The sequence below is a fragment of the Cryobacterium sp. Hz7 genome, from assembly GCF_004402815.1.
Classification (GTDB): Bacteria; Actinomycetota; Actinomycetes; order Actinomycetales; family Microbacteriaceae; genus Cryobacterium; species Cryobacterium sandaracinum.
In genome coordinates, this window is record NZ_SOFB01000023.1 from 19,521 (window position 1) to 46,418 (window position 26,898).

Annotated in this window: 23 protein-coding genes and 1 tRNA gene; 14 read left to right on the forward strand and 10 right to left on the reverse strand. The window is 63.8% G+C overall.

The annotated features are described in order from the left end of the window. Positions 1-13: 13 nt before the first annotated feature. Positions 14-580 carry a peptide deformylase gene (gene def / locus E3N86_RS05425; protein ID WP_104099976.1) on the reverse strand — a complete coding sequence of 189 codons (567 nt, stop codon included), beginning with the start codon at positions 578-580 and terminating at the stop codon, positions 14-16. Between the two features lie 41 nt (positions 581-621). Between def and E3N86_RS05430 the strand changes: the two genes are divergently transcribed. The 5 genes from E3N86_RS05430 (at position 622) to E3N86_RS16750 (ending at position 4,592) form a co-directional block, all read left to right on the forward strand. Beyond that, a complete protein-coding gene (locus E3N86_RS05430) occupies positions 622-1,536 on the forward strand; it encodes a DMT family transporter (protein WP_104099975.1) in 915 nt (304 codons plus the stop codon). Between the two features lie 192 nt (positions 1,537-1,728). Then, entirely contained in the window at positions 1,729-2,964 is a 1,236-nt protein-coding gene (locus E3N86_RS05435; protein ID WP_241985956.1) for a glycosyltransferase, read from the forward strand. A 99-nt stretch (positions 2,965-3,063) separates the two neighbouring features. After that, positions 3,064-3,137: transfer RNA gene (locus E3N86_RS05440), tRNA-Ile, on the forward strand. A 363-nt stretch (positions 3,138-3,500) separates the two neighbouring features. Then, positions 3,501-4,217, forward strand: a complete 717-nt coding sequence (locus E3N86_RS05445) for an HAD family phosphatase (RefSeq protein ID WP_134375000.1) — start codon at positions 3,501-3,503, stop codon at positions 4,215-4,217. A 198-nt stretch (positions 4,218-4,415) separates the two neighbouring features. Further along, a complete protein-coding gene (locus tag E3N86_RS16750) occupies positions 4,416-4,592 on the forward strand; it encodes a hypothetical protein (RefSeq protein ID WP_166785024.1) in 177 nt (58 codons plus the stop codon). Positions 4,593-4,661: 69 nt separating this feature from the next. On the opposite strand, the gene E3N86_RS05450 is transcribed toward E3N86_RS16750, so the two are convergent. Further along, a complete protein-coding gene (locus E3N86_RS05450) occupies positions 4,662-6,182 on the reverse strand; it encodes a SulP family inorganic anion transporter (RefSeq protein ID WP_134374998.1) in 1,521 nt (506 codons plus the stop codon). Between the two features lie 194 nt (positions 6,183-6,376). Between E3N86_RS05450 and E3N86_RS05455 the strand changes: the two genes are divergently transcribed. After that, positions 6,377-6,766, forward strand: coding sequence for a MerR family transcriptional regulator (locus E3N86_RS05455; protein WP_134374996.1), 390 nt, complete (start codon positions 6,377-6,379; stop codon positions 6,764-6,766). 16 nt (positions 6,767-6,782) lie between these two features. Here E3N86_RS05455 and E3N86_RS05460 read toward each other — a convergent pair whose 3' ends face one another. Next, on the reverse strand, positions 6,783-7,985 hold the full coding sequence (locus E3N86_RS05460) for an MFS transporter (RefSeq protein WP_241980902.1): 1,203 nt from the start codon (positions 7,983-7,985) through the stop codon (positions 6,783-6,785). 305 nt (positions 7,986-8,290) lie between these two features. Between E3N86_RS05460 and E3N86_RS05465 the strand changes: the two genes are divergently transcribed. Continuing rightward, positions 8,291-8,800 carry a hypothetical protein gene (locus tag E3N86_RS05465; protein WP_134374994.1) on the forward strand — a complete coding sequence of 170 codons (510 nt, stop codon included), beginning with the start codon at positions 8,291-8,293 and terminating at the stop codon, positions 8,798-8,800. Between the two features lie 121 nt (positions 8,801-8,921). Beyond that, complete coding sequence (locus E3N86_RS05470; protein ID WP_198412885.1) at positions 8,922-10,610, forward strand: ribonuclease J; 1,689 nt, start codon at positions 8,922-8,924, stop codon at positions 10,608-10,610. 79 nt (positions 10,611-10,689) lie between these two features. Here E3N86_RS05470 and E3N86_RS05475 read toward each other — a convergent pair whose 3' ends face one another. Both E3N86_RS05475 and E3N86_RS05480 read right to left on the reverse strand, forming a co-directional pair. Further along, a complete protein-coding gene (locus E3N86_RS05475) occupies positions 10,690-12,309 on the reverse strand; it encodes a peptide chain release factor 3 (protein WP_134511523.1) in 1,620 nt (539 codons plus the stop codon). A 51-nt stretch (positions 12,310-12,360) separates the two neighbouring features. Next, complete coding sequence (locus E3N86_RS05480) at positions 12,361-12,720, reverse strand: MerR family transcriptional regulator (RefSeq protein ID WP_134374990.1); 360 nt, start codon at positions 12,718-12,720, stop codon at positions 12,361-12,363. Positions 12,721-12,810: 90 nt separating this feature from the next. On the opposite strand from E3N86_RS05480, the gene E3N86_RS05485 reads away from it, so the two are divergent. Beyond that, the gene (locus tag E3N86_RS05485; RefSeq protein ID WP_134374988.1) at positions 12,811-13,605 is read left to right on the forward strand and encodes an SGNH/GDSL hydrolase family protein; all 795 of its coding nucleotides are present in this window, start codon (positions 12,811-12,813) and stop codon (positions 13,603-13,605) included. A 25-nt stretch (positions 13,606-13,630) separates the two neighbouring features. Here the strand turns inward: E3N86_RS05485 and E3N86_RS05490 are convergent, their stop codons facing one another. The 5 genes from E3N86_RS05490 to E3N86_RS05510 all read right to left on the reverse strand — a co-directional run bounded on the left by E3N86_RS05490 (position 13,631) and on the right by E3N86_RS05510 (position 19,390). Next, entirely contained in the window at positions 13,631-14,083 is a 453-nt protein-coding gene (locus tag E3N86_RS05490; RefSeq protein ID WP_134374986.1) for a GNAT family N-acetyltransferase, read from the reverse strand. 153 nt (positions 14,084-14,236) lie between these two features. Next, positions 14,237-15,847 (reverse strand): glucose-6-phosphate isomerase, encoded by a 1,611-nt coding sequence (locus E3N86_RS05495; RefSeq protein WP_134511524.1) that lies wholly within the window; start codon positions 15,845-15,847, stop codon positions 14,237-14,239. Next, positions 15,844-16,965 (reverse strand): transaldolase, encoded by a 1,122-nt coding sequence (gene tal, locus E3N86_RS05500; protein ID WP_134511525.1) that lies wholly within the window; start codon positions 16,963-16,965, stop codon positions 15,844-15,846. The genes E3N86_RS05495 and tal overlap by 4 nt, the downstream gene beginning before the upstream one ends. 165 nt (positions 16,966-17,130) lie before the next feature. Beyond that, positions 17,131-17,832: a spermidine synthase gene (locus E3N86_RS05505; RefSeq protein ID WP_134511526.1), complete on the reverse strand. Its 702-nt coding sequence runs from the start codon at positions 17,830-17,832 to the stop codon at positions 17,131-17,133. Positions 17,833-17,872: 40 nt separating this feature from the next. After that, on the reverse strand, positions 17,873-19,390 hold the full coding sequence (locus E3N86_RS05510) for a SulP family inorganic anion transporter (RefSeq protein WP_134511527.1): 1,518 nt from the start codon (positions 19,388-19,390) through the stop codon (positions 17,873-17,875). Positions 19,391-19,663: 273 nt separating this feature from the next. On the opposite strand from E3N86_RS05510, the gene E3N86_RS05515 reads away from it, so the two are divergent. The 5 genes from E3N86_RS05515 (at position 19,664) to istA (ending at position 26,780) form a co-directional block, all read left to right on the forward strand. Next, positions 19,664-21,760 carry a 3'-5' exonuclease gene (locus tag E3N86_RS05515; protein WP_134511528.1) on the forward strand — a complete coding sequence of 699 codons (2,097 nt, stop codon included), beginning with the start codon at positions 19,664-19,666 and terminating at the stop codon, positions 21,758-21,760. A 647-nt stretch (positions 21,761-22,407) separates the two neighbouring features. Continuing rightward, the gene (locus E3N86_RS05525; RefSeq protein ID WP_166785025.1) at positions 22,408-22,911 is read left to right on the forward strand and encodes a helix-turn-helix transcriptional regulator; all 504 of its coding nucleotides are present in this window, start codon (positions 22,408-22,410) and stop codon (positions 22,909-22,911) included. A gap of 108 nt (positions 22,912-23,019) precedes the next feature. After that, complete coding sequence (locus E3N86_RS05530; RefSeq protein WP_134374971.1) at positions 23,020-23,331, forward strand: hypothetical protein; 312 nt, start codon at positions 23,020-23,022, stop codon at positions 23,329-23,331. Positions 23,332-24,607: 1,276 nt separating this feature from the next. Further along, entirely contained in the window at positions 24,608-25,216 is a 609-nt protein-coding gene (locus E3N86_RS05535) for a hypothetical protein (protein WP_166785026.1), read from the forward strand. 325 nt (positions 25,217-25,541) lie between these two features. Further along, on the forward strand, positions 25,542-26,780 hold the full coding sequence (gene istA / locus E3N86_RS05540) for an IS21 family transposase (protein ID WP_134374967.1): 1,239 nt from the start codon (positions 25,542-25,544) through the stop codon (positions 26,778-26,780). Positions 26,781-26,898 lie beyond the last annotated feature (118 nt).

The window sequence follows — 26,898 nt, forward strand, 5'->3', positions numbered from 1 at the left end:
CGGGCCTACCTGGTCAATCTTCAAGGTTGTCGACGCCGGGCATCCAGCTGAGCCCGGGCGTGCCCCAGCCACGCTTGCGGGTCACCTTGAAGGCGATCTTGGCGTAGAAGTGCTCGAGGCGATCCACGTACAGGGTGCCGTCGAGGTGGTCGTACTCGTGCTGGAAGATGCGGGCCAGCCAGTCTTCGGCGTGAATCTCGAAGGGCTTCTGCTCAAGGTCCACCGCGCGCAGGCTGGCGGAGGGGGAGCGTAGCAGCGGGAAGCGTTCGCCCGGATAAGACAGGCAGCCCTCGACGTCCTCGTTCTCGTCGGCCTCGCCCGAGGGAACCGGGGTGATCCACAGTTCCGGGTTGATGGCCGCGCCACGCCACAGGTGGCCGTCGTCATCGAGGTAGTTGTAGGTGAAGAGCCGGAGCGGCACTCCCACCTGCGGCGCCGCCAGACCGACGCCGGGCGCGGCATCCATTGTCTCGAACATGTCCCGCACGAGTTCATGCAGATCATCGTCGAAATCAGTGACGGGAAGGGCGGGGAAGTGGAGAACGGGATCTCCTGAAATTGCTATCGAACGAACGGCCATTCTTCAAGGATAACGGGCCGGTTCTCGATAGGCTCGTTTGAGTGAACCCCGACCTGACCGACCTGGCTGCGGAAATCGCAATCAATCCACGTCAGGCAATAGGGATTCCGCTCGCCCTGGTGGGTGCCGTATTCCTGTCGCTGGGAGCTCAATTCCAGCATCGCGGCGTCACGAAGGTCGAGGCCAAAACGGCTGAGGTCACCGGGGGACTCAACCCGCGCCAGTTGATGCTGCTGCTCGGTCGGCCTTCCTGGGTCTTCGGCACGATAATGCTCGGGCTGGCGATCGTTTTCCAGCTCTCCAGTCTGGCCTTCGCCCCCATCATCATGGTTCAACCGCTCGGCGCCGTCGCCCTCGTGATCACGTCCATCCTGAACTCCCGCATCACCCGGGTCCCCGTCAACCGCGCGTCGAAGATCGCGATCGCGATGTGCGTCGGCGGCGTGGCCCTTTTCGTCACAGTGGCCGCGTTCACCGCCGTGGACAAACCAGTCACCGACGGCAACCTGATCACGATCCTGATCGTGCTCGGCGTCGTGTTGTCTCTCTTCGGCGTCGCGTTCCTCAAGCTGCGTACCCAGTTCAAGGCGATGTTCTACATTGTCGGCGCCGGGGTGCTCTACGGGTTCGTCGCGACGCTGGCCAAGGTCGTCATCAACCGAACCCAGAACGGCAACTTCGAGTGGCTGACCCTGACCTGCGTCATCGGGCTTTTGCTGGCGGCGGTGCTCGGCGCCTACTTCGTGCAAAACGCTTACGCGTCCGGCCCGCCGGACCTGGTCATCGCCGGACTCACCGTGATCGATCCGCTGATCGCCGTCGGCATCGGCATCGTCGTTCTGGGCGAGATCGAACAGGCTCCGCCGTGGGCGGCTGTCGCCTTCCTCGTCGCGGGTGTCGTCGCCATCGTCGGGGTCTTCCTGTTGGCCCGGTATCACCCTCTCGCCGACGACTGACGGCGCTCCAAGCACTCCGTTGGGCGTCCGCGTGGGCGCGCCGCCCCCGGTATGGCTGTTGCAGCACCGGATTAGAATAGGGTTCTAGAAGACTTCGTCAGCGTACGCGCCGTCGAAAACATGATTTATCGCCGGATGACGAACTCCGGCTCACTTACGTTGGGACATTGTCTTTTGTCAGATTTGACCGATTTGCCGAGCGAGTCGTGCCCCCGCGAGCCGGCGAAGAAGCCTCTCCGCATCCTGATCGCGGCGGACACCTTTGCCCCCGACGTGAACGGCGCGGCCCGGTTCGCCGAGCGTCTTGCCGCCGGGATGGTGGGCCGCGGGCACGAAGTGCACATCATGGCTCCAGCCGCGTCACGCAAGTTCGGCACGTGGACCGAGGTGCATGAAGGCCAGCCGATGGTCGTGCACCGTCTGCAGAGCTGGCGCTGGTACCCGCACGATTGGCTGCGGTACGCCCTGCCGTGGTTCATTCCGCGAGAGACCCGGAAAATCCTTGATACGGTCAAGCCGGATGTCGTCCATTTCCAGTCCCACATCAACGTGGGTCGTGCCGTCACGATCGAGGCAGCGAAGCGCGGCATCCGCATCATCGGCACGAACCACTTCATGCCAGAGAACATGCTGGAATTCACCCTTGTCCCAAAGGGCCTGCACGATCGCCTCATCAAGGCCGCCTGGCGGGCTGCGAGGCGTACCTACGGCCGGGCGGAAGCGGTCACCACACCGACCCTGCGAGCCGCCCAGTTCCTGGAGCGCTACACCGGCCTCGAGGGCGTGCTGGCGATCTCATGCGGCATCGACGCCCACAACTACTCGCCGACTTTCGCGCCACGCACCGAGAACCGCATCCTTTTCGTTGGCCGCGTGACCGGCGAGAAACAGATCGACGTGCTGCTGCAGGCCGTGGTCCTGCTCTCGCCCGACCTCAATGTGAAGGTGGAGATCGTCGGTGGCGGCGACCAGAAGCGCAACCTCGAACATCTGTCGCAGACGCTCGGACTCAGTGGTCGGGTCACGTTCACGGGTTATGTGACGGATGCCGAACTGGCGACCGCCTACACCCGCTCGACGGTGTTCGCGATGCCGTCGATCGCGGAGTTGCAGAGCATCGCGACTATGGAGGCGATGGCGTCTGGATTGCCGATCGTGGCCGCCAACGCCATGGCGCTCCCACACCTCGTGCACGATGGCCAGAACGGCTACCTGTTCGAGCCCGGAAACGCTCAGGACCTCGCCGACAAGCTCACGACAGTTCTGACAGCCGCACCCGACGACCTGAACGCGCTCAAAAACAGTTCCCTCCGGCTCATCGGTGTGCACGACATCAACCGCACCCTGAACACGTTTGAGTGCCTGTATCGCGGGGAACCGGTTATCGACGCGGTCACCTCCGACGCGGCCGCCCACGGCGCGGAGTAGGCGGGCGAGCCCGCCTTTCGAGCCTGTATCGTTGAACCCGGTGATCCACCCGATCACCACAGAATCGGTCGCACACTCGTCAGAGCAGTTGCGTCGATTGGGGCGGTAGCTCAGCTGGTTAGAGCAGCGGACTCATAATCCGTCGGCCGTGGGTTCAAGTCCCACCCGCCCTACAAAAAAACTTCACTTGATCAGGGTGTTTAGTTTCCGCAGCAGAAGCGAGATTCAGACCCATCAACTGACTTTCCTGGATTCAAATACCGGCTGCTTCGCCCGAAGTGCCTTGTGATCAGCAAATCTTGCAGTCATTGGATGGGCGAGCACTCGAGACGGGTACCGTTTATCCACCGTTTATGCCGCCACGCTGGCCTGTTCCGGTCGCTCGTTCACAAGGTGCACGGTCCAGTTGGGATGGCCTCGAGTGTCCTCGAGAGACCACGTGATGGGCCTGGGCTCGAGCGGCTGAGCTCGGAGACGAGGGAGAATTGGGAAAGTACCGAAGCTGGCGATGACGGCTTCACGGAAGGAAACACAACATGACACAGGGACTCAATACCGCCGATGGCATCACAGATGCCGCCATAGAGAGCACCACGGGACACGTTCTCCTCGACCGGGTTTTCGATGCGGTCCTCTTCGATATGGACGGCACCCTGGTCGACTCGACGCGGGCCGCGAATCGCTCGTGGTTGCGTTGGGGTGCGGAAGCGGGCCTCGGGCCCTCGTTCACCGGCGTGGAGCACGGCGTGCCGGCACGGCAGATGGTCGCCCGCCACGTCCCAGAGGACAAAATCGAATGGTCCATCGCTCGGGTCCTCGAGCTGGAGCTCGGCGACCTCGAGGGCGTCGAGATCCTGCCCGGGGCAGCGGAGCTCATGCGGTCCCTGCCCGAAAACCGCCGGGCCATCGTCACCTCCTGCTCCCGTGCGCTGTGCCTGGCCCGGCTCGAGTCCGCGGGCTTTGCCATCCCGGCGACTGTCGTGACCATGGATGACACGCCCCGCGGCAAGCCGTTCCCCGAGCCGTTCCTCAAGGCGGCTGCACGACTGGGCGCGGATCCGCGCCGGTGCGTCGTGGTCGAAGATGCCCCCACCGGCCTCGCAGCCGGCCGTGCGGCCGGCTGCCTGACGATCGGTGTCGTCGGAACGTACACGGCCGACCAGCTTGACGCTGACCTCGTGGTGCCGAGCCTCGACCGTCTGCGCATCAGAGTGCTGGACACCGGCGTCATGTTCGAGCTGCTCCCCGAGTAGTCCCAGGGCGGATATGACGGGGGCTCGTGATCGGTCGCAAGACTTAACACTTACGTTACGGTAGAGTTTGTGGGTCGGGTTGGTTGGCATTCATAGAAGCCAACAACCTGACAATTATCAAAAAGGCTCGTTCGCGCGCTCTCCAGCGATCCACGATCGCCGACGCGCTGAGCGGTCTGCAACTTTGCAAGGAGCACAGTGAATTCAAATTCCTACGTATCAACAACCACTCGCATCGACGGGGTCGGGGGCTACGTCACCCTGGCGTTCCGTCAGACTGCGGAGGCCACCGGCTATGTCAGCCACGCCGAGCCGCGGCCCCGCGTCGGCCGCTTCATCTCTGATGCGCCGAGAGTGTCCCCGATCCGGGCTTAGAGCTCACAGGGAAAAAGACGAGTGGCCCCGCCAGCTGGCGGGGCCACTCGTCTTTGTTGGGATCGGGGCTCAGTGGCCGCCGCCGAGGTTCCCGGCCAGGCGGGTGTGCATCGTGGAGCTGGCTTCGTTCATGCCCACGATGACGACGCGCTTGCCGTGGCGCTCGTACTTGTTGGTGATCGCGTCGAGTGCGGCGACGGTGGAGGCGTCCCAGATGTGGGAGTTCGACACGTCGATCACGATGCGTTCCGGGTCGTCCGCATATTCGAACTGGGTCGTCAGGTCGTTGCTCGAGGCGAAGAACAGGGCCCCGGTGACCGTGTAGCAGGCGGTGGGTACGGTTTCACCCTCGGGCAGGGTGCGTTCCACGTTGACGAAGTGGGCGACGCGGCGGGCGAAGGCGACCATGGCGACGATGACGCCCACGATGACGCCGATGGCGAGGTTGTGGGTGAGCACGATCACGATCACGGTGGAGACCATGACGCTGGTCTCGCTCTTGGGCATGCGCTTGAGGGTGCTCCAGCGGATGCTGTGCCAGTCGAAGGTGAGGTAGGCCACGATGATCATGACGGAGACCAGGGCGGCCATCGGGACGACCGCGAGCAGGTCGCCGAGTCCGAGGACCAGGACGAGCAGGAAGATGCCGGCGAGGAAGGTGGAGATGCGGGTGCGGGCGCCGGAGGCTTTCACGTTGATCATGGTTTGGCCGATCATGGCGCAGCCGCCCATGCCGCCGAAGAATCCGGAGAGCATGTTGGAGACGCCCTGGCCCCAGGCTTCGCGGGTCTTGTGCGAGTGGGTGTCGGTGACTTCGTCGACGATCTTGGCGGCCATCAGCGATTCGAGGATGCCGACCAGGGCCATGCCGAGGGCAAATGGCGCGATGATCGTGAAGGTCTCCCAGGTGAGCGGGACGTTGGGGATGAAGAGCTGGGGCAGGCTGTCGGGCAGGTCGCCCTGGTCGCCGATGGTGGGCACGTTGATCGCGATGACCACGGTGGCGATGGTCAGCACGACGATCGACACCAGCGGCGCGGGAATGACCTTGGTGATGCGGGGCATCACGACCATGATGATGATGCCGACCGCGACCAGCGGGTAGACCATGAACGGCACATTCAGGAGCTGCGGCAGCTGGGCCGTGAAGATGAGGATGGCCAGGGCGTTCACGAAGCCGACCATGACGCTGCGCGGGATGAAGCGCATGATCTTGGCCACGCCGATCACGGCCAGGATGACCTGGAAGACGCCCGCGAGGATGACGGTGGCGATGAAGTAGTCCAGCCCGTAGTCACGGGCGACCGGGGCGATGACGAGGGCGATCGCGCCGGTGGCGGCGGTTATCATCGCGGGGCGGCCGCCGAGGAAGGAGATGGACACGGCCATGACGAACGAGGAGAACAGGCCGACGCGGGGGTCGACGCCCGCGATGATCGAGAACGCGATGGCTTCGGGGATGAGGGCCATCGCCACGACGAGGCCGGCGAGTACTTCCCGGGTGAGGATGCGCGGTGTGCGCAGCGCGGTCATCACCGTCGGTTCAGCCTGGTAGCGATTGGGCGTGGGGGTTTTTTGGAGCAGGGCCATGGGGCCTCCAGTGCGTGGGTCTCTGAAAGAAACCGGGATGGGCAGAAAAAAGGGGGAGGGGGCGCCGCGATGCGCACGCCGACACTGTCACAGGCGACAATGGGGGGTGGGCTCACACCGTAGTGTCAGCCAACACTCGCAACACTACTCTAACGTTAGGGTTGGGTGTTAGTTGATGAACGAAAGGATCCCAGATGACCGCGGATACAGCGACCGGAACGATGCACATCGGCGAGCTGGCCGAGAAGACCGGATTGTCGTTGCGAACGATTCGTCACTATGACGAAATCGGCCTGCTCAAGGCGTCCGGCCGCACTGAAGGTGGGTTCCGGCTCTATACCCAGGAAGACCTGTCGCGGCTGATTTTGATTCGCCGGATGAAGCCGCTCGGGTTCTCGCTCGAGGAAATGATCGAGCTGCTGAAGGTCATCGACATACTCCAGGGCGGCGAGTCGGGCTCGGACAACCCGGAGGTGCGCGAGGAGCTGGGCAACTTCATCCGCCTCGCAGTCGAGCGGCGCGAGAAGCTGCAGCAACAGCTGAAAATGGCAGACGAGTTCCTGGACCTGCTACGCCGCCAGTAGTCACGTAGTCACGCAGTCAGGAGTGCCGTGGCGGCTTCACGAAGAGCGCCAGGACGGCCACGCTGATCGGAATCAGCGCCAGCACCATCGCCGGTACGGTGAACCCTCCGGTCGCGTCGAATCCCAGTGAGAAGGCCACCGGCCCGAACGCCGTCGACGCCAACCCGATCGACATTGCCACCCCACGGATGCTGCCGATATGCACGGTGCCGTAGAAACGAACATAGGACGCCGCCTCCATTCCGCGCAGGCTGCCGCCGGCTGCGCCGAGCACCAGGCCGTAGACGACGGCGGTCCAGCCGGATCCCACGAGTGGCAGCATCAGGAGCGTCGCCGTCAGCGTGCCCATCGCGAACACCATGATCAGTTTCGGGTTGACCCGGTCGACGAGGCTGCCGGTGAGAACGGTGGCCAGAATTCCCGTGATCGTCTGGGGGAGGAAGTTCGCCGCGGCTTCCAGCGGGCTAAGCCCCTGCTCGCCCAGGAGGGCGATCTGGTGGAAGGCGAGTCCGGTGGTCAGCATGCCCGAGGTGGCCAGGCTGGCGGCGAGGAGCCAGAACATGCCCGTTCGGATTGCCTCGGGCAGCGTCCAGGATGGACCCTGAATGGTGATCTGGGCCGTCGATGGCAGTGGCGGCGATGCCGGCGTTGGCCCGGTTGGTACCGTGCGGCGGGTTTGCCGAGGGAACGCGAAGGCAAGGGGAATCACGATCACGGCCACCGCCGCCGCCTCCCACCGCCAGGCGTTGTGGATTCCGACCAGGGCGATGAGTCGTTCCAGGCCGATCGGGGCCAGGGAGATCCCGGCTGAACCGATGGCGCTGGTCAGACCCAGGGCCAGGCCCCGCCGGTGGTGGATGGCGCGGGCGACCGCGGTCGTCGTCGCGAGAGTCAGAGCACCCTGCCCGACCATGCGCACGCCCACGAACCCGGCGGTGAGTCCACCGATCTCACCGACGAAGCTGAGCGAGAACAGGATCAGGGCGAAGGCGGCCCCGAGGGCGATGGTCACCGGGCGGGCGCCCCACCGGTCCAGGGCTCGGCCGACCACAGGTTGGGCGCTTGCGCCCAGGAGCGTTCCGATCAGGTAGCTGACGGAGATGTCGGTGCGAGAGACCCCCAGCTCGGCAATGAGCGGATCGGTGAACACCGACAGCCCGGCCGTTTGGCCGGGCGCCGTCATGACCGAGATCAATCCGGCCGCGCCCACGAGGCTCACCCAGGTCCACGGGACCCGCCGACGAGAGCGGGACGTTCCCGCCGATGCTCTGTCGCTGAGCGGCAGGTGCGAGGCTTCGGTACTGGGGGGTGCTGCGGGAGAAGACACGAGACCTTTCACGGAAGGGGGAACGCACGTCGGCGTTGTCGAGCGTATGCGACCTATTTACCTTACTCTTACGTAAGAGGAGGGTAGACGTTGTGTTCGCTCCGGGCCGCCATCGAATACGCCACTCATCCCTTACGTTACGGTAGGGTTGAGATGTGGGGGCAACTCGCCACTCGCGCTCTGGAGAGGAGCAACTCATGTTCGTTCATCCGCTGGCCCGCACCGATCAGCACCTGATCCAGGACTTCATGCTCACCAAAATCGCTTTGCTCCTGGCCCGGCACGCCGAGCGCTCGGAGTGGATCTTCGAAATGAGAGCCATGGACGAGAAGGCGCGAGAGGGCAGCTCCGGCGGCCCGGCGTTTCTATTCGTCTATACCGTCGCGCGGTACTACATCGCCGTGACGCGCACCCAGCCCGAGGCTCCGGCTGACACCGGCCGGTTAGGCAAACCCCGTTCGACGTTTGTCGATGACTTCACGGATGCTGTCGCCGCCAACGATCCGCAACGAGCCCTGTCCCTCTGGGTGACTTCACCCTTCAGCGTTAAAACCGGTGTGGCCGCACCAGCAACCCAGGAGCTCGCTTTCGGCTTCATTGATCGGCTCACCGATTCCGAGCCGGCCGTCACCGCTAACAACGTGGCGGACTTCCTCCCGGACCCGTTCGTCCCTGTTTTCCTCGGCAACGAGAAGCCTCAGCCCTAGCCCACAGGGTCCACCCGATTTTGCTACACCCATCACCAGGCACCGCCTAATGTGGGCGGCACTGAATATCAAGACCGGCACGCTGGTATGCGCCCGGCCTCGCACCAAGAAATGAGTTACTTTGACCAAGCATCAGCTCGACCTGTCCACCCCGCCGCCTCTGCCCAAGCGAGGCCTGCGCGTCACGCCCCTCGGCGGTCTCGGTGAGATCGGTCGCAACATGACCGTCTTCGAACACCAGGGCAAGCTCCTGATCGTCGACTGCGGTGTGCTCTTCCCGGAGGAGAACCAGCCCGGCATCAACGTGATCCTGCCTGACTTCTCTTCCATCCAGGACCGGCTGCAGGACATCGAGGCGATCGTGCTCACCCACGGCCACGAAGACCACATCGGCGGGGTCCCCTACCTGCTGCGCGAGCGCAAGGACATCCCGATCATCGGGTCGGAACTGACTCTGGCCTTCATCAGCGCCAAGCTCGAAGAGCACCGCATCACGCCCCGCCTGATCGAGGTCAAGGAAGGGCAGCGCCGTAAGGCTGGCCCGTTCGACCTCGAGTTCCTGGCCGTGAACCACTCCATCCCCGACGGGCTCGCCATCGCGATCCGCACCGAGGCCGGCCTGGTGCTGCACACCGGTGACTTCAAGATGGACCAGTTCCCCCTCGATCACCGCCTCACCGACCTGCCCGGATTCGCCCGGCTCGGCACCGAGGGCGTCGACCTGTTCCTGGTCGACTCGACCAACGCCGACGTGCCCGGATTCACCACCACCGAAGGCGACATCCGCCCGGCCATCGACGCCGTGTTCCGCACGGCGCCGCGCCGCATCATCGTCTCGAGTTTTGCCAGCCACGTGCACCGCATCCAGCAGGTCATCGACGCTGCCGCCCGTCACGACCGCAAGGTGGCCTTCGTCGGCCGCTCGATGGTGCGCAACATGGGCATCGCCGCGAAGCTCGGCTTCCTCGACATCCCGCAGGGACTGCTCGTGGACGCCAAAGCCCTGGAACGGATGAAGGACAACAAGGTCGTGCTCATCTGCACCGGTTCGCAGGGGGAGCCCATGGCCGCCCTGGCCCGCATGGCCAACCGTGAGCACACCATCCGGATCGGGGAGGGCGACACGGTTCTTCTGGCGAGCTCGCTGATCCCCGGCAACGAGAACTCGATCTACCGGGTCATCAACGGCCTCACCCGCTGGGGTGCCAACGTCGTGCACAAGGGCAACGCTAAGGTGCACGTCTCCGGCCACGCCTCGGCCGGCGAGCTCACCTACTGCTACAACATCGTCAAGCCCAAGAATGTCATGCCGGTGCACGGCGAATGGCGCCACCTCACCGCCAACGCGAACCTCGCCATCCGTACCGGTATCGACGAGGAACAGGTCCTGGTCGTGGAGGACGGCGTGGTCGTCGACCTCGTCGACGGCGTCGCCAAGGTCACCGGCCGAGTCGCGGCCGACCTCGTCTTCGTGCACGGGATGACCGTGGGCGGTGAGGGGTCGGATGAGGCCCTTGCCGACCGGGTCCAGCTCTCCGAAGACGGCGCCCTGACGATCCTCGGCATCCTGGATACCCGAACGGGCCTTCTCGTCGAGCCGGTGGAGTTCATCGCCCGCGGCTTCGTGCAGGATGACGAGTGGATTCGAGGTGCAACCAAGTCGATCGACGACGCCCTCGCCGCCGCGAACAAGGTCAAGACCGTCAACGGGGCCGAACTCGAGGACATCTTCACCCAGAGCGTGACCCGGTGGATGCAGCGCAAGTACCGCCGCATTCCGGTCATCACCTCCGTCGTCGTCGACGCCTAACCGGCCCGGCGTCACCAGCACGTCGAATGGGCGGCCGCGTAATGCGGCCGCCCATCTGTGCACCCGGTGAGACGTGCGCCTAGTAGTCGGTGGGAACCGCGGTGCTGCCCGTGGCGAGATCCTCGAGTGTCAGCTCGGGGTGGTCCCTGACTGTGTTGCGCAGCCGCCACGGAGTGCTGAACAGGGCTAGGAGGGTGCCGTCGGACCGCAGCAGCACCTCGACCTGGCGGTCGTGCCCGAGGATCTCGGCGCTTTCCCGATCGGTGCGCCGGGCGAGTTGGTAAGGAAGTGCTTCCAGACGGATGGCGGCGCCGAAGTCGTGAGTCATGCGGTCCTCGACGACTTCGAACTGCATCGGTCCGACGGCGCCGAGCACCGGCGCCTGGTCACAGCGCAGTTCTGAACGCATGACCTGGATGACGCCCTCGTGGTCGAGTTGGTCGATGCCGCGCCGAAACTGTTTGTGTTTGCTGCTGTCTGCCGGGTGTGCCACCCGGAAATGCTCGGGTGCGAACAGGGGCATGGGTGGGAATTCAACCGGGTCCTGGTCGTAGAGGGAGTCTCCGACGCGCAAGGATGCCGCATTGATCAGGCCGACCACGTCGCCGGGCCAGGCTTCGTCGGCCGTTTTGCGTTCCTGGCCGAACATCTGCTGGGCGTACTTGGTAGCGAACGGCCGTCCGCTGGCGGCGTGGGTGACGACCATTCTCCGGTGGAAGACTCCGGAGCAGACGCGGACGAATGCGACGTGGTCGCGATGTGCGGCGTTCATCCCGGATTGGACCTTGAACACGAATCCGGAGAACGCGGCGTTGACGGGGCGGCGGCGGCCGGCGATATCGGCTCGCGCTTCGGCCGGTGGGGCGGATTCGACCAGCGTTTCCAGAAGCTGCTGCACGCCGAAGTTCAGCACGGCCGCGCAGAACAGCACGGGTGTGGTCTCCCCGGCAAGGAATCGGGCCTCGTCATGGTCCTGGCCCTCGACTCGGAGCAGACTGGATTCCTCGGACGCTGTCACCCAGGCGTCCCCTTCTGCGGTTTCCGCGTCAGCCGGGCTGAAGCGGTCTTCGACCGCGGCCGTGGCGCCACCGGGCGTGCGGGTGTACCGCACATAGTCGCCGGACCGGCGATCGAGTACCCCGCGAAAATCTCCCGAGATGCCCACCGGCCAGGTGAGCGGCGTGGGTATGAGGCCGGTACGGGCCCGGATCTCGTCCATCAGGGCGAGGGCGTCCTCGCCGGGGCGGTCCCACTTGTTGATGACGGTGATGACGGGCAAGCCGCGCTGCCGGCACACGTCGAAGAGTTTCATCGTCTGCACCTCGAGGCCTTTGCTGGCGTCGACGAGCATGACGGCGGCATCGACGGCGGAGAGCACCCGGAACGTGTCTTCGGAGAAGTCCGCGTGGCCAGGGGTGTCCACCAGGTTGATCACCGTGTCGCGATAGTCGAACTGGATCGCGGCCGAGGTGACGGAAATGCCGCGGGCCTGCTCCATGGCCATCCAGTCGGACACTGTTCCTCGTCGGCCGGCCTTGCCATGCACCGCGCCTGCCTTGTCGATCGCGTGGGCGTGCAAGAGCAGCGCCTCCGTGAGGGTGGACTTGCCGGCGTCGGGGTGGGAGATCACCGCGAACGTGCGACGGCGGAGGGCCTCGGACAGAACGTCGAGGTTGGACACCTCTGGGGGATGGATCATTGATTCTTTCCTCGGGAAGGGACGGTGACACGGCATCTGGTGCCAGGGGAGTCAGAGGGCGCGGAGCATCTCCACGAAATCGCTTGCCAAGCCGATCCGTTCACGCAGGGCGTGTTCGCGACATTCGGCGTCGGCCAGTATTGCGGCCAGCTCCCGGCGATCGGCCGGTGTTGGTGCAGAGGAGGCGGATTCGACCCGGTCCAGTATCGCCAGGTCGTCCCGGATTTCGGTTGTGCTCAGCGACAGTGCGCGCATGGCACGGATGACCCGGGCCCGGTCCAGGTCTGCGGGAGCGTAGAAACGGTATCCGCACTCGCTACGCCCGGAGGCCTGAAGCACTTTGATCTCGTCATAGTGCCGGACGGTGCGTTGAGAGAGTCCGGTCCGGTCGGCGAATTCACCGATAAGCATGACAGCCACCTCTTTTCGTGCAGAAAGAACCGCACATATCTACTCTAACGTAAGAGTAGTGTTTGTGGTTGAGACAAAGATCTGAGGACTATGAATAGTGGAACCAAGCAACATCCGTGGTCACGTTATGTGGCTCTGGGCGATTCCTTCACCGAGGGCATCGGCGATCCGGAACCGGCCAGCCTGGGCGGGTATCGGGGCTGGGCCGACCGCATCGCGGAAGTACTCAGCGCCGGCACGGACGACTTCGCCTACGCCAATCTCGCCGTTCGCGGAAAGGTGCTCCGGCAGATTGTCGACGAGCAGATCGAGCCGGTGCTCTCGTTGCGCCCGAACCTGATCACGATTTCGGCTGGCGGGAATGACGTCATCCGGCCGCGCAGTGACCCGGACGAGGTCGCGGTCCGGTGCGAGGCCGCCATCGAACGGCTCAAGCGGGACAACGCGACGATCGTGCTGTTCACCGGTCCTGACCTCGGCTTCTCCCCGGTATTTCGCGGCGTTCGCGGCAGGATCGCCATCTACAACGAGAATTTGCGGGCCATCGCGGTCAGACAGGAGTGCGTTGTCGCTGACCTGTGGGCCCTGACCGAGATTCAGGATCCCCGCATGTGGGCGCCCGACCGGCTGCACTTGAATGCCCTCGGACATCACGCGGTGGCCCGCAGCGTGCTCTCGGCTCTCAATGTCGCGAATGTACTCCAGGCCTATGACCCCGAACCGATGCCGGACGGTACCTGGCGAGGCGCCCGCACCGATGATCTCGTGTGGGCTCGCACCTATCTGGCGCCCTGGCTGCTTCGACGGGCCAGGCGGCAGTCCTCGGGTGACAATCTGCTCCCCAAACGGCCCACTGCCCTGTCCCTGAACGGGCCTCGGGCCTGAGCTGCAGTCGTCGCGGCGGTGGCCTCTAGAGCTCGAGCGCCCCGATGACCTCGCTGTAGCGGGTCTGGCCGACGTCGGTGAATCCGACGCGGTGGAAGAAGGCCTCCGGCCCGGCGGCCCCGGGTTCCCAGATCACGGTGACGCGATGGAGTCCTCGGTGGCGGGCTTCGTCGGCGAGGGCGGCGACGGCGAACGTCCCGACGCCCTGACCCTGGGCGTCCGCGTGCACGCTGATGCGCCAGAGGCACGCCCGGAATTCTTCCTCTTCGGCGTCGGGGTCGAAGTTGCCATGGATGAATCCGACGACTTGGTCTTCGTGCAACACCACTCGTTGCCAGGAAACGGTCGGATTTGTCGCTGCTGCTGCCACCGAATATGAAACGGGGGTGATGAATTGCTCCTGCCCCGGCTTCAGACTCAGGTTGTTGGCCGCAACTACGTTGCTGGCGGACAGTACTTCCAATCGCAGCTCAGTCATACGAATCGATTAGCCTTTCTGGTCTTCGTTCTCTGGTCTTCGTTCTCTGGTCTTCGTTCTCTGGTCTTCGTTCTCTGGTCTTCGTTCGCTGGTGGAACAACGGCGGTCGCATCGATGCGGGCGATGCGGCCGCCGCTGGTCGGGTGGGCGGCGTCAGCCGAGTGCCGCCATCAAGTGGGTCAGGTTCGTTTCCGGTGTCGGCAGGGTCAGTGTGATGACGGGGAGTCCCTGGTCCAGGAGATCCTGGGTGTCGCCGGCGGCCTGGGCGGCCAGAAGCTGCTCGAACGTGAATGGGCGACCCGGGATGAAGAGATCTGTGGATCCGGTTGTTGTGATCTGCAGGAACACACCCTTCGCCGAGCCTCCGTCTTGGTAGAGGCCGGTGGAGTGCAGGAATCGAGGACCCCAGCCCAGGGTGACAGGTCGGCGGGCCTTGGTGGCCAGGCTGTCGCGCAGATCTTCCAGTTGGGGGAAGGCCAGGCGGTTGGCATAGACCTGCACGGCCACATAGCCGTCGTCGCCGAGGTATGACAGCAGGGAGTCCACGGCCTCCTTCAGCGTGTGGGAGTCGTTGACGATGTCGGCGGAGCCGCGCACTTCGATCCGTTCCGAGGTCAGGGCGGGGGGCACGGGTTGAGATCCCATCCGGACGAGTGCGCGCGTCGCCATATCCGATGCGTCGATGTCGGGCTGTGCGAACGGGTTGATGCCCAGAATTCGTCCGGCCACCACGGTCGCGTACTCCCATAGGAGGACCAGGCCGCCCAGGGAACCGCTGACGATGATGTCCCCCGGCCGGGAGTCCTCGTAGGAGTCGGCGTCATCGACCAGACGTACGATCTGCAGATCGGGCAGGTGCATGGCCTCCCGGGCGTCGAGCTCCGGTGCGTTCGGGGCGAGCGTGAACGGGAAGAGGCCTCCTGCTCGCTTGCCGATGGACTCGGTGATCAGCTGTTCGGCCCAGAGATCGAAGCCGACGGCACTGGTCCCGGTGACGATGAAGCCGAGCTTGTCCCGCAGGGGGTTGGTGGCCGCGATTGCGGCACCGAGAATGAACCCGGGATTCTCGATCGCGTCCACGGCCAGATCCGGGGTGATCGCCTCCGCCTCGTCCAGGAGCTGCTGGATATCGGCGCCGGCCAGGCCGGCCGGAACCAGCCCGATGGCCGTCAGTGCCGAGTATCGGCCGCTGATGCGGGGGTCAGTGAGGAAAACGTAGTAGCCAGCGTGGCGTGCGCTGCCTTCGAGCGGGGTGCCAGGGTCGGTGACGACGATGATGCGTCCTCGAGGATTGATGCCGGCATCGACAAATGCCTTCTCGTAGGCGCGGAGTTGGCTGTCTGTTTCTATGGTTTCGCCCGACTTCGAGCAGATGACGAGTGCCGTGCTGCTCAGGCGGTCGTGGAGGGCGGCGTGCACCCGGTCGGGATCGGTGGTGTCCAGAACGGTGAGCTCGACCCCGGCGTTGCGGGCGATCATCTCCGATGCCAGGGCGGATCCGCCCATCCCGCCCAGCACGATGTGGCTGATCCCCGCGGCGGCGAGTTCACCACGCAGGGCGAGGATCTCAGGAATGAGGGGCCGGGCCGCGGCGACTGCCGGTGTCCAGCCGAGACTGATTCGGGCGGTCGCCTCCGCGGCGGCTCCCCACAGGGTTGCATCCTGGGCGCAGAGGCGCGTGGCGACCCTATCCGCGACAAGCAGGGGGACTGCGCGTCGGACAGCCGATTCCGTGTCACGGCTGCGGCGAATCGTGACGCTCATTTGGCTGCCTCCAGGGCCAGGCGCACGGTTTGGAGGAGGTCGTTCCAGGACGCCCTGAATTTGTTCAGCCCCTCTTCCTCGAGGTGGTCGGTCACTCCGGCATAGGAGATGCCGAGGGCAGCGATCCTGTCCAAGATCTTCACGGCGGCCGGGTATGAGCCGGTGATCGTGTCACCACGAACATTCCCATGGTCGTGGGTGGCCTCGAGCGTTTGCTCGGGCATCGTGTTCACGACATCACTGGCGGCAAGCTCGACGACGTACATCGTGTCGGGCCTGGTCGGGTCCTTGACGCCGGTTGAGGCCCAGAGCGGCCGTTGTTCGTTGGCTCCGGCCGCGATCAGTCCCTGTGCGCGCTGGTCAGTGAACGATTCCTGGTAGACCTCGTAGGCGAGCCTCGCGTTGGCGATTCCTGCTTGTCCCCGCAGGGCGTGGGCCTCGTCCGTGCCAATGGCGTCCAGGCGGCGGTCGATCTCCGTGTCCAGTCTCGACACGAAGAAGGATGCAACGGAGTGGATGCTGGTCAGGTCCAGTCCGGCTCTCTTCGCCCTCTCCAGCCCCGCCAGGTACGCTTCGATCACCTCGCGGTAACGGTCCAGACTGAAAATGAGGGTCACGTTGACGCTGATCCCCGCACCGATGACCGCCGTGATTGCCTCCAGTCCGGCAGTCGTAGCGGGAATCTTGATCATCACGTTGTGCCGGTCGATTCGGGACCAGAGGGCCTTCGCTTCGGCGATCGTGGCATCGGCCCGATGGGCGTTCATGGGCGCACACTCGATCGAGACCCGCCCGTCGAACCCCTGGGTCTGCACGTAGATGGGTCGGAGAATATCCGCCGCCAAGGCAACATCCGTGCTCGTGATTTCAAAGACCGCATCGGCCGCGCTCGTACCTTCGCCCGCCAAATCCCTGATCTGCTCGGCGTATGCCTCACCGTGGGCGAGGGCCGCCGCGAAGATCGTCGGGTTGGTTGTGACCCCGACCACATTGCGGGTCTTGATGAGCTCTTTCAAACTCCCGGACTGGATTCGCTCCCGCGACAGGTCATCAAGCCAGATGCTGACTCCCGCATCAGAGAGCCTCTGCGTGGGAGTCATTGTGGACGTGTGGTTCATAGCTGTTATCTCCTTGACGCTGGCAGTAGACAAGGCCAGCTGGTTTCGTCGCGGTGATCACGGGAAGATCGTTGCCTGTTGCAAACGTGGGGGAGGGTTCAGCTTCTATCGCTACCGGATCACAGCACCCCAACTCTACACTTACGTAAGAGTATGTTTCGAAGATCAGGTCGTGGTGACGTAGACGGTGTTGGTCGACGTGCCGCCGGTGATCCGGTTGTCGAAGGAGATGACGTGGGCGGTGGACGTCACGAAGACGCTGCCCAGGCTCGCCATGAAATCGTCGTCGGGCGGATCGTCGGACCACAGCGCGAAGATGCCCCCGACCTGGAGGTGACGCGCGAGCGCCTGCAGACCAGAAACGGTGTATAGATCGGCATGACTGGGATCCAGCTGGTGGCGCGGCGAGTGATCGATGTCGACCAGGATCGCGTCGTAGCGTGGGGAATCGGGCGTCGGCTCAGCGCGCATCAGTGCGAAGAAGTCGTCGACCTGCAGTCTGGTTCGTGCGTCACCGGTGAGGGCGCTCGACGTGGGAAGCAACCCCCGCTGGTGCCAGTCGATCACGGTGGGAAGCGCGTCGACGACGGTGAGCGCGGTCACGCGCGGGTCGGCCAGGGCCGCCAGTGCGGTGTAGCCCAGTCCGAGTCCGCCGACGAGCACGGCCAGTTCGTCGCCCTCGGTTGCAGCGAGGCCCAGGTGTGCCAGCTCTTTTTCCGCGACGGTGAAGAGGCTGGACATGAGGAACTCCTCGCCCAGCTTCACCTCGAAGACCTCAACCCCCAGCGTGGGCTCGATCCGACGCCGAAGAGTCAGCTCGCCCATCGGCGTCGGCTGCCAGTCCAGTTCTTCGAATCTCGCGATCATCGGCGGCCTCTTTCCATCACTGCCTTATTCCGGTGCACGGTTACTCGCCGCCGAGATTCCCGGCGAGACGGGTGTGGATGATGGTGCTGGCGTCGTTCAGGCCGACGAGGATCACCCGTTTGCCGTGACGTTCGTACTTGTTGGTGATCGCGTCGAGTGCGGCGACGGTCGAGACGTCCCAGATGTGTGAGCGAGTCATGTCGATCACGATGCGGTCGGGGTCGTCCGCGTACTCGAACTGGGTGGTGAGGTCGTTGCTGGAGGCGAAGAAGAGCTCGCCGGTGACCGTGTAGAACGCGGTGGGCACAGGCTCACCCTCGGGCAGGGTCCGCTCGACGTTGACGAAGTGGGCGACCCGGCGGGCGAAGGCGACCATGGCCACGAGCACCCCCACGATCACGCCGATCGCGAGGTTGTGGGTGAGCACGACGACCACGACGGTGGCGACCATGACCGTCGTCTCGCTCTTCGGCATCCGTTTCAGGGTGGACCAACGGATGCTGTGCCAGTCGAAGGTCAGCACGGCCACGATGATCATCACGGCGACCAGGGCGGCCATTGGGATGATCGCGACCAGGTCGCCGAGGCCGACGACGAGGATCAGCAGGAACACTCCGGCGAGGAATGTGGAGATGCGGGTGCGGGCGCCGGAGGCCTTGACGTTGATCATGGTCTGGCCGATCATGGCGCAGCCGCCCATGCCGCCGAAGATGCCCGACAGCATGTTGGCGACGCCCTGGCCCCAGGCCTCGCGGGTCTTGCGGGAGTGGGTGTCGGTGATCTCGTCGACGAGTTTCGCGGTCATCAGGGACTCGAGCAGGCCCACGAGCGCCATTGCGATGGCGTAGGGGGCGATGATCGTGAAGGTGTCCCAGGTGAGTGGAACGTTGGGGATGAACAGTTCGGGCAGGCTCTTCGGCAGTTCGCCCTGGTCGCCGACGGTGGGCACGTTGATCGCGGTGACGACGACGACCACGGTGAGAAGCACGATCGCCACGAGCGGGGCGGGAACGATCTTGGTGAGGCGGGGCATCGCCACCATAATCAGCAGTCCCACGGCGACGAGCGGGTAGACCAGGAACGGCACGCCGAGAAGGTGGGGAAGCTGGGCCATGAAGATGAGGATCGCGAGGGCGTTGACGAAGCCGACCATCACGCTGCGGGGGATGAACCGCATCACCTTGGCCACGCCGAGCACCCCGAGAACCACCTGGAAGACCCCGGCCAGGATGACCGTGGCGATGAAGTAGTCCATCCCGTACTCGCGGGCGACGGGGGCGATCACCAGTGCGATCGCGCCGGTCGCCGCGGTGATCATCGCCGGTCGACCGCCGAGGAACGCGATCGACACGGCCATCACGAACGAGGAGAACAGTCCGACCCGGGGATCGACGCCGGCGATGATCGAGAACGAGATCGCCTCGGGAATCAGCGCCATCGCCACGACGAGGCCGGCGAGAACCTCCCGGGTGAGCAGGCGCGGAGAGCGCAGCGCGGTCAGCACCGAAGGGTCGGCCTTATAGCGAGTGGATTTGGGCGAACTCGTGAGAACAGCCATGAGGCCTTCCGGCAGGGAACGAAGCCGGACCTGGGAGGACAGCCGACAGGGAAACGCTACCCTAACGTCAGGTTAGGGGTGCTCAGGGGGGTGGCATTCCTACGCCACTAGCTGGACCTGGAACCGTCAACCTAACACATACGTTAGGGTTGAGTTGCGACGTTCGGACGTCTCTGATGCGCCTCCACGCCGCGATCAGCCACGCCGGGATCAGTCCTGATCCGATCAGTTGACGCGATACGCATCCGGAGTGCACCTCCGCAGGAGAAACACATGACAGACACCCTTACCACCGACGAGGCAGCCGAACATCGTTACCTCGCGAAGACGCTCGAGCTTTTGGAGTCGGCGCACGCGAACATGGTTGATTCGATCGACCGCACGGCCATCTCGATCGGTCAACAGAAGCGCCAGATGTGGGAGCATCAGCGCGATATGGATCACGCGGAGAAGGCGAATGCCCGCATGGAGGTCTCAACGACGATCACGGTCGGCAATTACGCGGTCAAATTACGTGACTCTCTCGAGCGGCTGAGAAACTCGCCCTACTTCGGGCGGGTCGACTTTCTACGCACGGACACGGATGTCTCACTGCCGTATTACATCGGCGTGCACGGTTTCTGGGACCCCGAGACGCAAGACCTCCGGGTGCACGATTGGCGTGCACCGGTTTCGAGTCTCTACTACGACTACGAGACCGGTTCGGCGTCGTTCCTCGCGCCTGAGGGGGTCGCCGAGGGCGAGATCACGGGCAAGCGCCAGTACAAGATCGAGGGCGGACAGCTGCAATATCAGCTCGAGAGCTCGATCAATATCGGTGACGAGGTGCTGCAGCGCGAGCTCAGCGAGTCAGCCGATGACAAGATGCGCAACATCGTCGCGACGATCCAGCGTGAGCAGAACGCGGTGATCCGCAACGAGACGGCCACTGTGCTCATCCTGCAGGGCGTTGCGGGCTCCGGCAAGACCTCCATCGCACTGCACCGGTTGGCGTTTCTGCTCTACCGGTTCAAGGACACCCTGTCGTCCAGCAACGTCATGATCCTGTCTCCGAACAAGGTCTTCGCCGACTACATCGCCGACGTCCTCCCCGAGCTGGGCGAGGAGCAGGTCGCGGAGATCGACCTGGACCGCATCGCCGCGCGCTTCCTCACCAAGGTCGTGCAGCACCAGACTTTCAGCGAGCAGGTCAGCGGCCTCCTCGACGACGTCGACCAGGCTGCCGCCGATCGGATGCGAGCCAAAGCGACCCCGGAGTTCGTCGAGGCCCTGAACGAGTGGATCGCCGCCCGGGCAGAGGACTTCATGCCCGATGGGATTCTGCAGCATTCAGAGCGGGTGACCGCCGACTGGGTCGCAGAGACCTACGCGAGCGGACACACCTCTCCCGTTTTCACCCGACTGGATCGGGTTGCCGACAGTGCTATCCACCTGATGAAGCAGCGCGTGCTCGACCGAGACGGCAAATGGAGTGCCACCGACTCGACCGGTGTTCGCAAGCAGGTTCGCGCAATGTTCCCCTTCAGAGACGCTCTCGCGCTGTACCGGGCGTTCTTCGATCAGCCATCGCGTCTCGGACAATTCAAGATGCTCGATCGGAAGCGCATCGAGCACTCGGACGTTGCACCGTTGATCTTCACGATCATTGCGACGGCACGCCATGACAGCTACGAAGACATCCGTCACCTGCTCGTCGAGGAGATGCAGGACTACACCCCCATCCAATACGCGGTGCTGCGGAAGCTGTTCGCCTGCAACATGACGATCCTCGGCGATTCCAACCAGTCCGTGAACCCGTTCAGCTCTTCGAACCTCGAGACGATTTTCAGCATCTTTCCCGAAGCCGACTGCCTCGAGCTCTGCAAGAGCTACCGCTCGACCACCGAGATCACCGAATTCGCTCAGAACATCTCCCGCAACGACAAGCTCATTCCCATTGAACGCCATGGCCAGCCGCCGCAGCTCGTCGGCTGTGACACTCCACAGGACGAGACCGCGCTCATTCTCGACATCATCGCGGCGCACGAGCGAAGCGAATACCGATCGCTCGGGATCGTCTGCAAAACTCTCGACCAGGCCGAGCAGCTCTATCGAGCCGTCGCTGCGGAGGGGATCGAACTCACCCTCCTCGATTACGACAGCAAGACCTTCACCGGTGGGATCATCATCACCTCGGCCCACATCGCCAAGGGACTCGAGTTCGACGTGGTCATCGTCCCGCACGTCAATGACGCCGTCTATGCCACCGATATCGACCGCAGCATGCTCTACATCGCGTGCACGCGCGCCATGCATCAGCTCCACCTCACTCACAGTGGCACTGCATCGACGTTCCTACAATTCGAGCGTGAGCGAAGCGGATCGTACTGAACCGGTAGAGCCCTGCCCTGTCAGGACGTTCAAGTGATCGAAACTAAGCGGCAGTCGGTTTACTCTTCTCTCTGGGGCATGAAGGGCCTCATCGGCCGCCGGTAAGCGATCTCGTCCTCAAGACTCTGAGGGCACCACGGGAAGCTCGAGTCCGCAGTTCCAAAACAAAATTGCGGGCTGCTCGCGGTAAAAGCTCGACACCGACACCGACACCGACACCGACACCGACACCGATCCAGCATCCAAGGTTATCTGAGACGCGAATCGCGGGGCCATTCGCACGTACACGGCCGTGAGGATGCGCAGGAAGTGGCCATGCGCGACCAGGGCGACATCCCCGTCGGCCAACTTCCGGCACCGCGGCCAAGATCCTCTCCTCGAGCAGTGGCGGAACATCCGTGAGTCCTGTGTGTTTGCCATCCCTCGACCACTCCGTCTCGCCGTGACGAAGGAGAAGCAGCCTCCCCGACGGGTTATCCGGAGTGGGGTATTCGGTTAGTGGATCGCCAGTGAGCACACGGCATCAGTAATACCGAATCCACTCCGGGAGGGTCAAGTTCTGTTTGGTGGTGTTTCGTTGTTGGTCAGGGGGCGACCTCGAGCGCCCTCGACCTTGTTGCAGTACAATGCAACACAGGAGGACTAAGATGTCGACAACGATTGCAGACACGCGCCGGGCAGTCGGGTGGACGGTTCGTGATCTCGCTGAGAATCTGGGTGTTGCTCCCAGTACAGTCACGCGGATGGAACAGTCCGAGCGGGACGACCGGATTCAGCTCGGAACGCTCAAGCGTGCCCTGGCTGTGATGGGGCGCCGTCCTCGCATGGAGGTCGTTAACACTCGTCGTGAGGAGAGGGTGACGATGGAACTGCATCGCGTTCTCGCGAACAAGCTCAGGACCGATCCGCAGGCTGTGCTTGATGTGGTGCCGGACAACCTCGCTCGCCTTCGGGCTCGGCTTCGTTCCCCGATCGGGCAGAAGTGGGTGGATCGTTGGACCGAGCTTGTGGATGGTCCCGTGGACCTACTCATCCTGGGCATGCTCGCGGACACTCCGGAAGGGCGAGAACTCCGACAGAACTCGCCGTTCGCTGGCGCTCTCACTCAGGGCGAGCGGGTCGCAGCAATCGAGCGGGCTAACCAGGAATGAAACGCAGGGAACTCGAGGAGGCGATCCGGCAAGTGACCAGGGTCACTGAGCAACGCGAGGTACTCGTCATCGGCAGCCAGGCCATCCTCGGAGTGGTCGCAGTTTCACATGGACCACGGCTTCTACGTGCAGGGTGTCAACGTCACGACCGCGGTGCTCCCGAATGGCTGGGAGACCCGCACGGTTCAGCTGGCACCAGACGGTCCCAACGGCGCACTGGCCCGATGCCTCGATCCACACGACCTGTGTGCCGCGAAGCTGGTTCGCGGTGACGAAAAGGACCTGGAGTTTGTGGATGCGCTAGTCGAAGCCGGGCTCATCGATCCCGTCTCCCTCGTGCGGATCTGCAAGAAGCTCCCGGTCACCGATACCCGACGCAACATTACGATCCAGCGCGCGCAGGACTTCTTGTCTGGATAGTTCGTCATGGACTATAGATCCCTGAAGAATGGAGCGCCGGTGCCGAGGCCTCGTGTGCCGGCATCCCTGGACTCCGTCGCCGCCCTTATCTCAAAGATTTAGGGACGATTGATGGAAAAACCGCCCGAAGGAACCATCAACGCGGCGTTGGTCGCGATCAACCGATCGGGTAGCCCATGACGGTCACGAAGAACCACTCTGCGGTCTCCGGTTGCGGATCATCGGCAGACTTGATGCGCGCACGTTTATGCACCGTTTATTGCCTCGAGACCGGCCTAGGTGGGTCGAAGTGGGTCGATACAATTGGCTCAGAAATTGCAAGGAACTACCGGTCAGGTCGAGATCACTCGAGGTCACGACGCTCGGGTCGAGACGTTCAGCGGGGTCGTCGGAAACCGTCGGTCCTGGGTTCAAGTCCCAGCCGCCCTACTTTAAAATAACCGCTGATCGGGATTTATTTTTATTACAATGGGTCTTTCGCCTAGTCGGATTGCACCCACCTCCGCTCTAGACTCCGGTCTAGGTTTGAGCTCCGGGCAGAACTCCGTTACGCGTCCCTTCGCTTTGGGTACGCAGTGGACGTCCCGTGTCTCCGAGGCTGTCATTTTCCGTTCACGATTGCACAATGTGAGTTCACGCCTGCACAGCTCGTCCGTCTGCTGCGGAGCTGCCCGGCGGGCAACTCGTCGCGGGATACATGCGCGGCAGCACCCTTCCTGTGCGCGGCATTTGCCGCCGGTTTCACTGAGGGAGACCGCCAGGCGCAGTGGTGCTACCCAAAAAACGGCGGCTGGGGAGCTGTCGGCGGCTCGACCTAGGGTGCGCGGCATGGCAATGGCCTATGCATTCATCGATGAGCAGGGCAGAAGGCACGGAGAGAGCAACCCGAAACCGCCTCACCGCACATTCGTTTACGTGCCGACTACTGGACGGTTCGCCGGCCAGGGCCTGGTTATGCACGCCTCCTCGTGGGACGGAAACGTGAGCGGTGCGTGGTTAGAAGTCGTGCATCGCGGTGGCTGCTTTGCAACCATGGAAGTTGAGGCCCTTCTAGATATGGGCCCGACTCCTGGCGAAGTCGATTACCGCGCCCGTTAGGGGATCGTCGCACCGACATTCCCCGGCGGGAACGTGTCCGGTCGGCTTTGGGCGCTCGTCCACGCAGATATTGGCCTTACCCGGTCCTTGTGCCGAGGACGGGAGAGGTGATTTGCTCTGATCACGTCTGTATCGACGTCAAGTGGTGTCGTCGAAGACATGGCAGGGGGTATTTGTAATGATCTTTGATAGGAAACGAAAAGCATGGGGTGCGGTGGCCGTCGGTTCGGCCGGCGCGCTTCTGGTACTCGGAAGCGCCTTGCCAGCGTCGGCGAGCTCCTCAACTACGGCTGCTGACCCGATCCAGACCTATGAGCCAGACACTTCACTGGTCAGCGCATCTGAGCAGGCCGAGGCAGAGAGTGTCGTTGCGGTGTTCGTCGCGGAGAATCCCGTTCCGGAGCACACGCCCGGATCGTCGGACTCAGACTTCGCGGCGTATAACGACGAGCTCGAAACCTACTGGAACACAGTGCCCTGGGAGTCGGTCATGGAGCAGTGGGGTTGTACTCTGACCGAAACCCCCACCGTAAGCGTGCAGACGACAGGGTTCGGCACAGAAACCGTTGTTCTTGAAGAGGGACACATCTGTGGCGACAATGCGATTGCAGCACCCGCTGCGGGCATTGTCGAGTCGCGTTCAGTCATCCTGGACGATGAAGGCATTGCCTTCGCCGATTCGACTCTGCCGTCTGACGGCGGAGTATCAACTCAGGGAACCGGTTACGGCACGAACGTCACACTCTTGTCAACGCCGACCGAAAACAGGACCATTAACGCCGATTGAAAACAGGACCACCGACCAGTATGGAAGGTGATCAATATGGACGATTGGGCGAAGATACGCCAACTGTTTTCGACGGGTGAGTACTCGAAGCGGGAGNATCTTGGCCGGACGAGGCACGTCGACGCCGAAAACCAAGGACGGCCCCGTTGAATGCCTCCGCGTCCTCCGTGCCGCCCGCAGTTCAGCGATGAAGGCCCGCACAATTGCCATCAACCAGATCAAGGCGATACTTGTCTCCGCTCCGGAGCACGTGCGCAGTCGGTTCCGCCCGCTTGTTAACGCCGATTGAAAACAGGACCACCGACCAGTATGGAAGGTGATCAATATGGACGATTGGGCGAAGATACGCCAACTGTTTTCGACGGGTGAGTACTCGAAGCGGGAGATCGGGCGGCTCGTCGGCGTCTCGCGGGGGACGGTGGAGCGGGCGCTGGAAACGGACCGGCTGCCGAAGTACCAGCGGCCCGCTGTCGGGTCGAGTTTCGACGCGTTCGCCCCGCAGGTTCGGGCGTTGTTGGCCGTGACGCCGTCGATGCCGGCGTCGACGTTGGCCGAGCGCGTCGGCTGGCCCGGGTCCGCGTCGGTGTTCCGCGAGAAGGTCGCCGGCGTCCGGCCGGAGTATGTCCCGCCGGATCCCGCGGACCGCCTCGTTCACGAGCCGGGCCGGCAGGTCCAGTGCGACTTGTGGTTCCCGCACGAGCCGTTGCCGCTGGGACACGGGCAAGAGGGCATGCCGCCGGTGCTGGTGATGACGTCGACGTTCTCCGGGTTCTTCCAGGCGCTGATGTTGCCGTCGCGGAAGACACCCGATCTGCTCGGCGGGATGTGGTCTCTGCTGCAAGCCGCGCAGGCGGTGCCGAAACGGCTGCTTTGGGACAACGAGACCGGCATCGGCCGCGGCAAACTCACCGAGCCTACGGCCGCGTTCGCCGGGACGCTGGGCACCGCGATCAAGCTCCTCAAGGCGCTTGATCCGGAGTCCAAGGGCATGGTCGAGCGCCGCAACCGGTTCTTCCGCTCGTCGTTCATGCCGGGCCGCGGCTTCGCCTCACCGCAGGACTTCAACGAACAGATGGCGGCCTGGCTGCCGATCGCGAACGCGCGGCACTCCCGCTCACGGCGGGCCAGTCCGATCGACCTGATCGCCCAGGACCGGGCCGCGATGCGCCCACTCTCACCCGTGGTCCCAGATGTTTTGTTCCGCAACACGGTTCGGCTGCCGCGGGATTACTACGTTCGGGTGCACTCGAACGACTACTCCGTCGCGCCGGCCTTGATCGGCAGGCTTGTGGACGTGACCGCTGACCTCGAGCGCATCCACGTCGCTCACAACGGTGTCACCGTCACCTCCCACGACCGCGCTTGGGCCAGGCAGTTGACCGTCACCGACCCCGACCACGTCGTCCAGGCGGCCGTGTTGCGCCGCCAGTTTCAGACGCTGCGCCGCCATCAACGACCCCAGGCTCACGTCGCTTTCGTCGAGACAGCCAGCCTCTCGTCCTACGACGACGTGTTTGGTGTTGACACCGGTCGCGGCCTGACTGATCTGAGCCTGATCGCATGAGCGCGACGGCATCTCAGATCGAGTACTGCGCCCGCGCGCTGCGCGCCCCGAGGATCGGCGACGCGTTCCGGCGCCTGGGCGACCAAGCCCGCGACGCCGGCTGGTCGCACGAGGAATA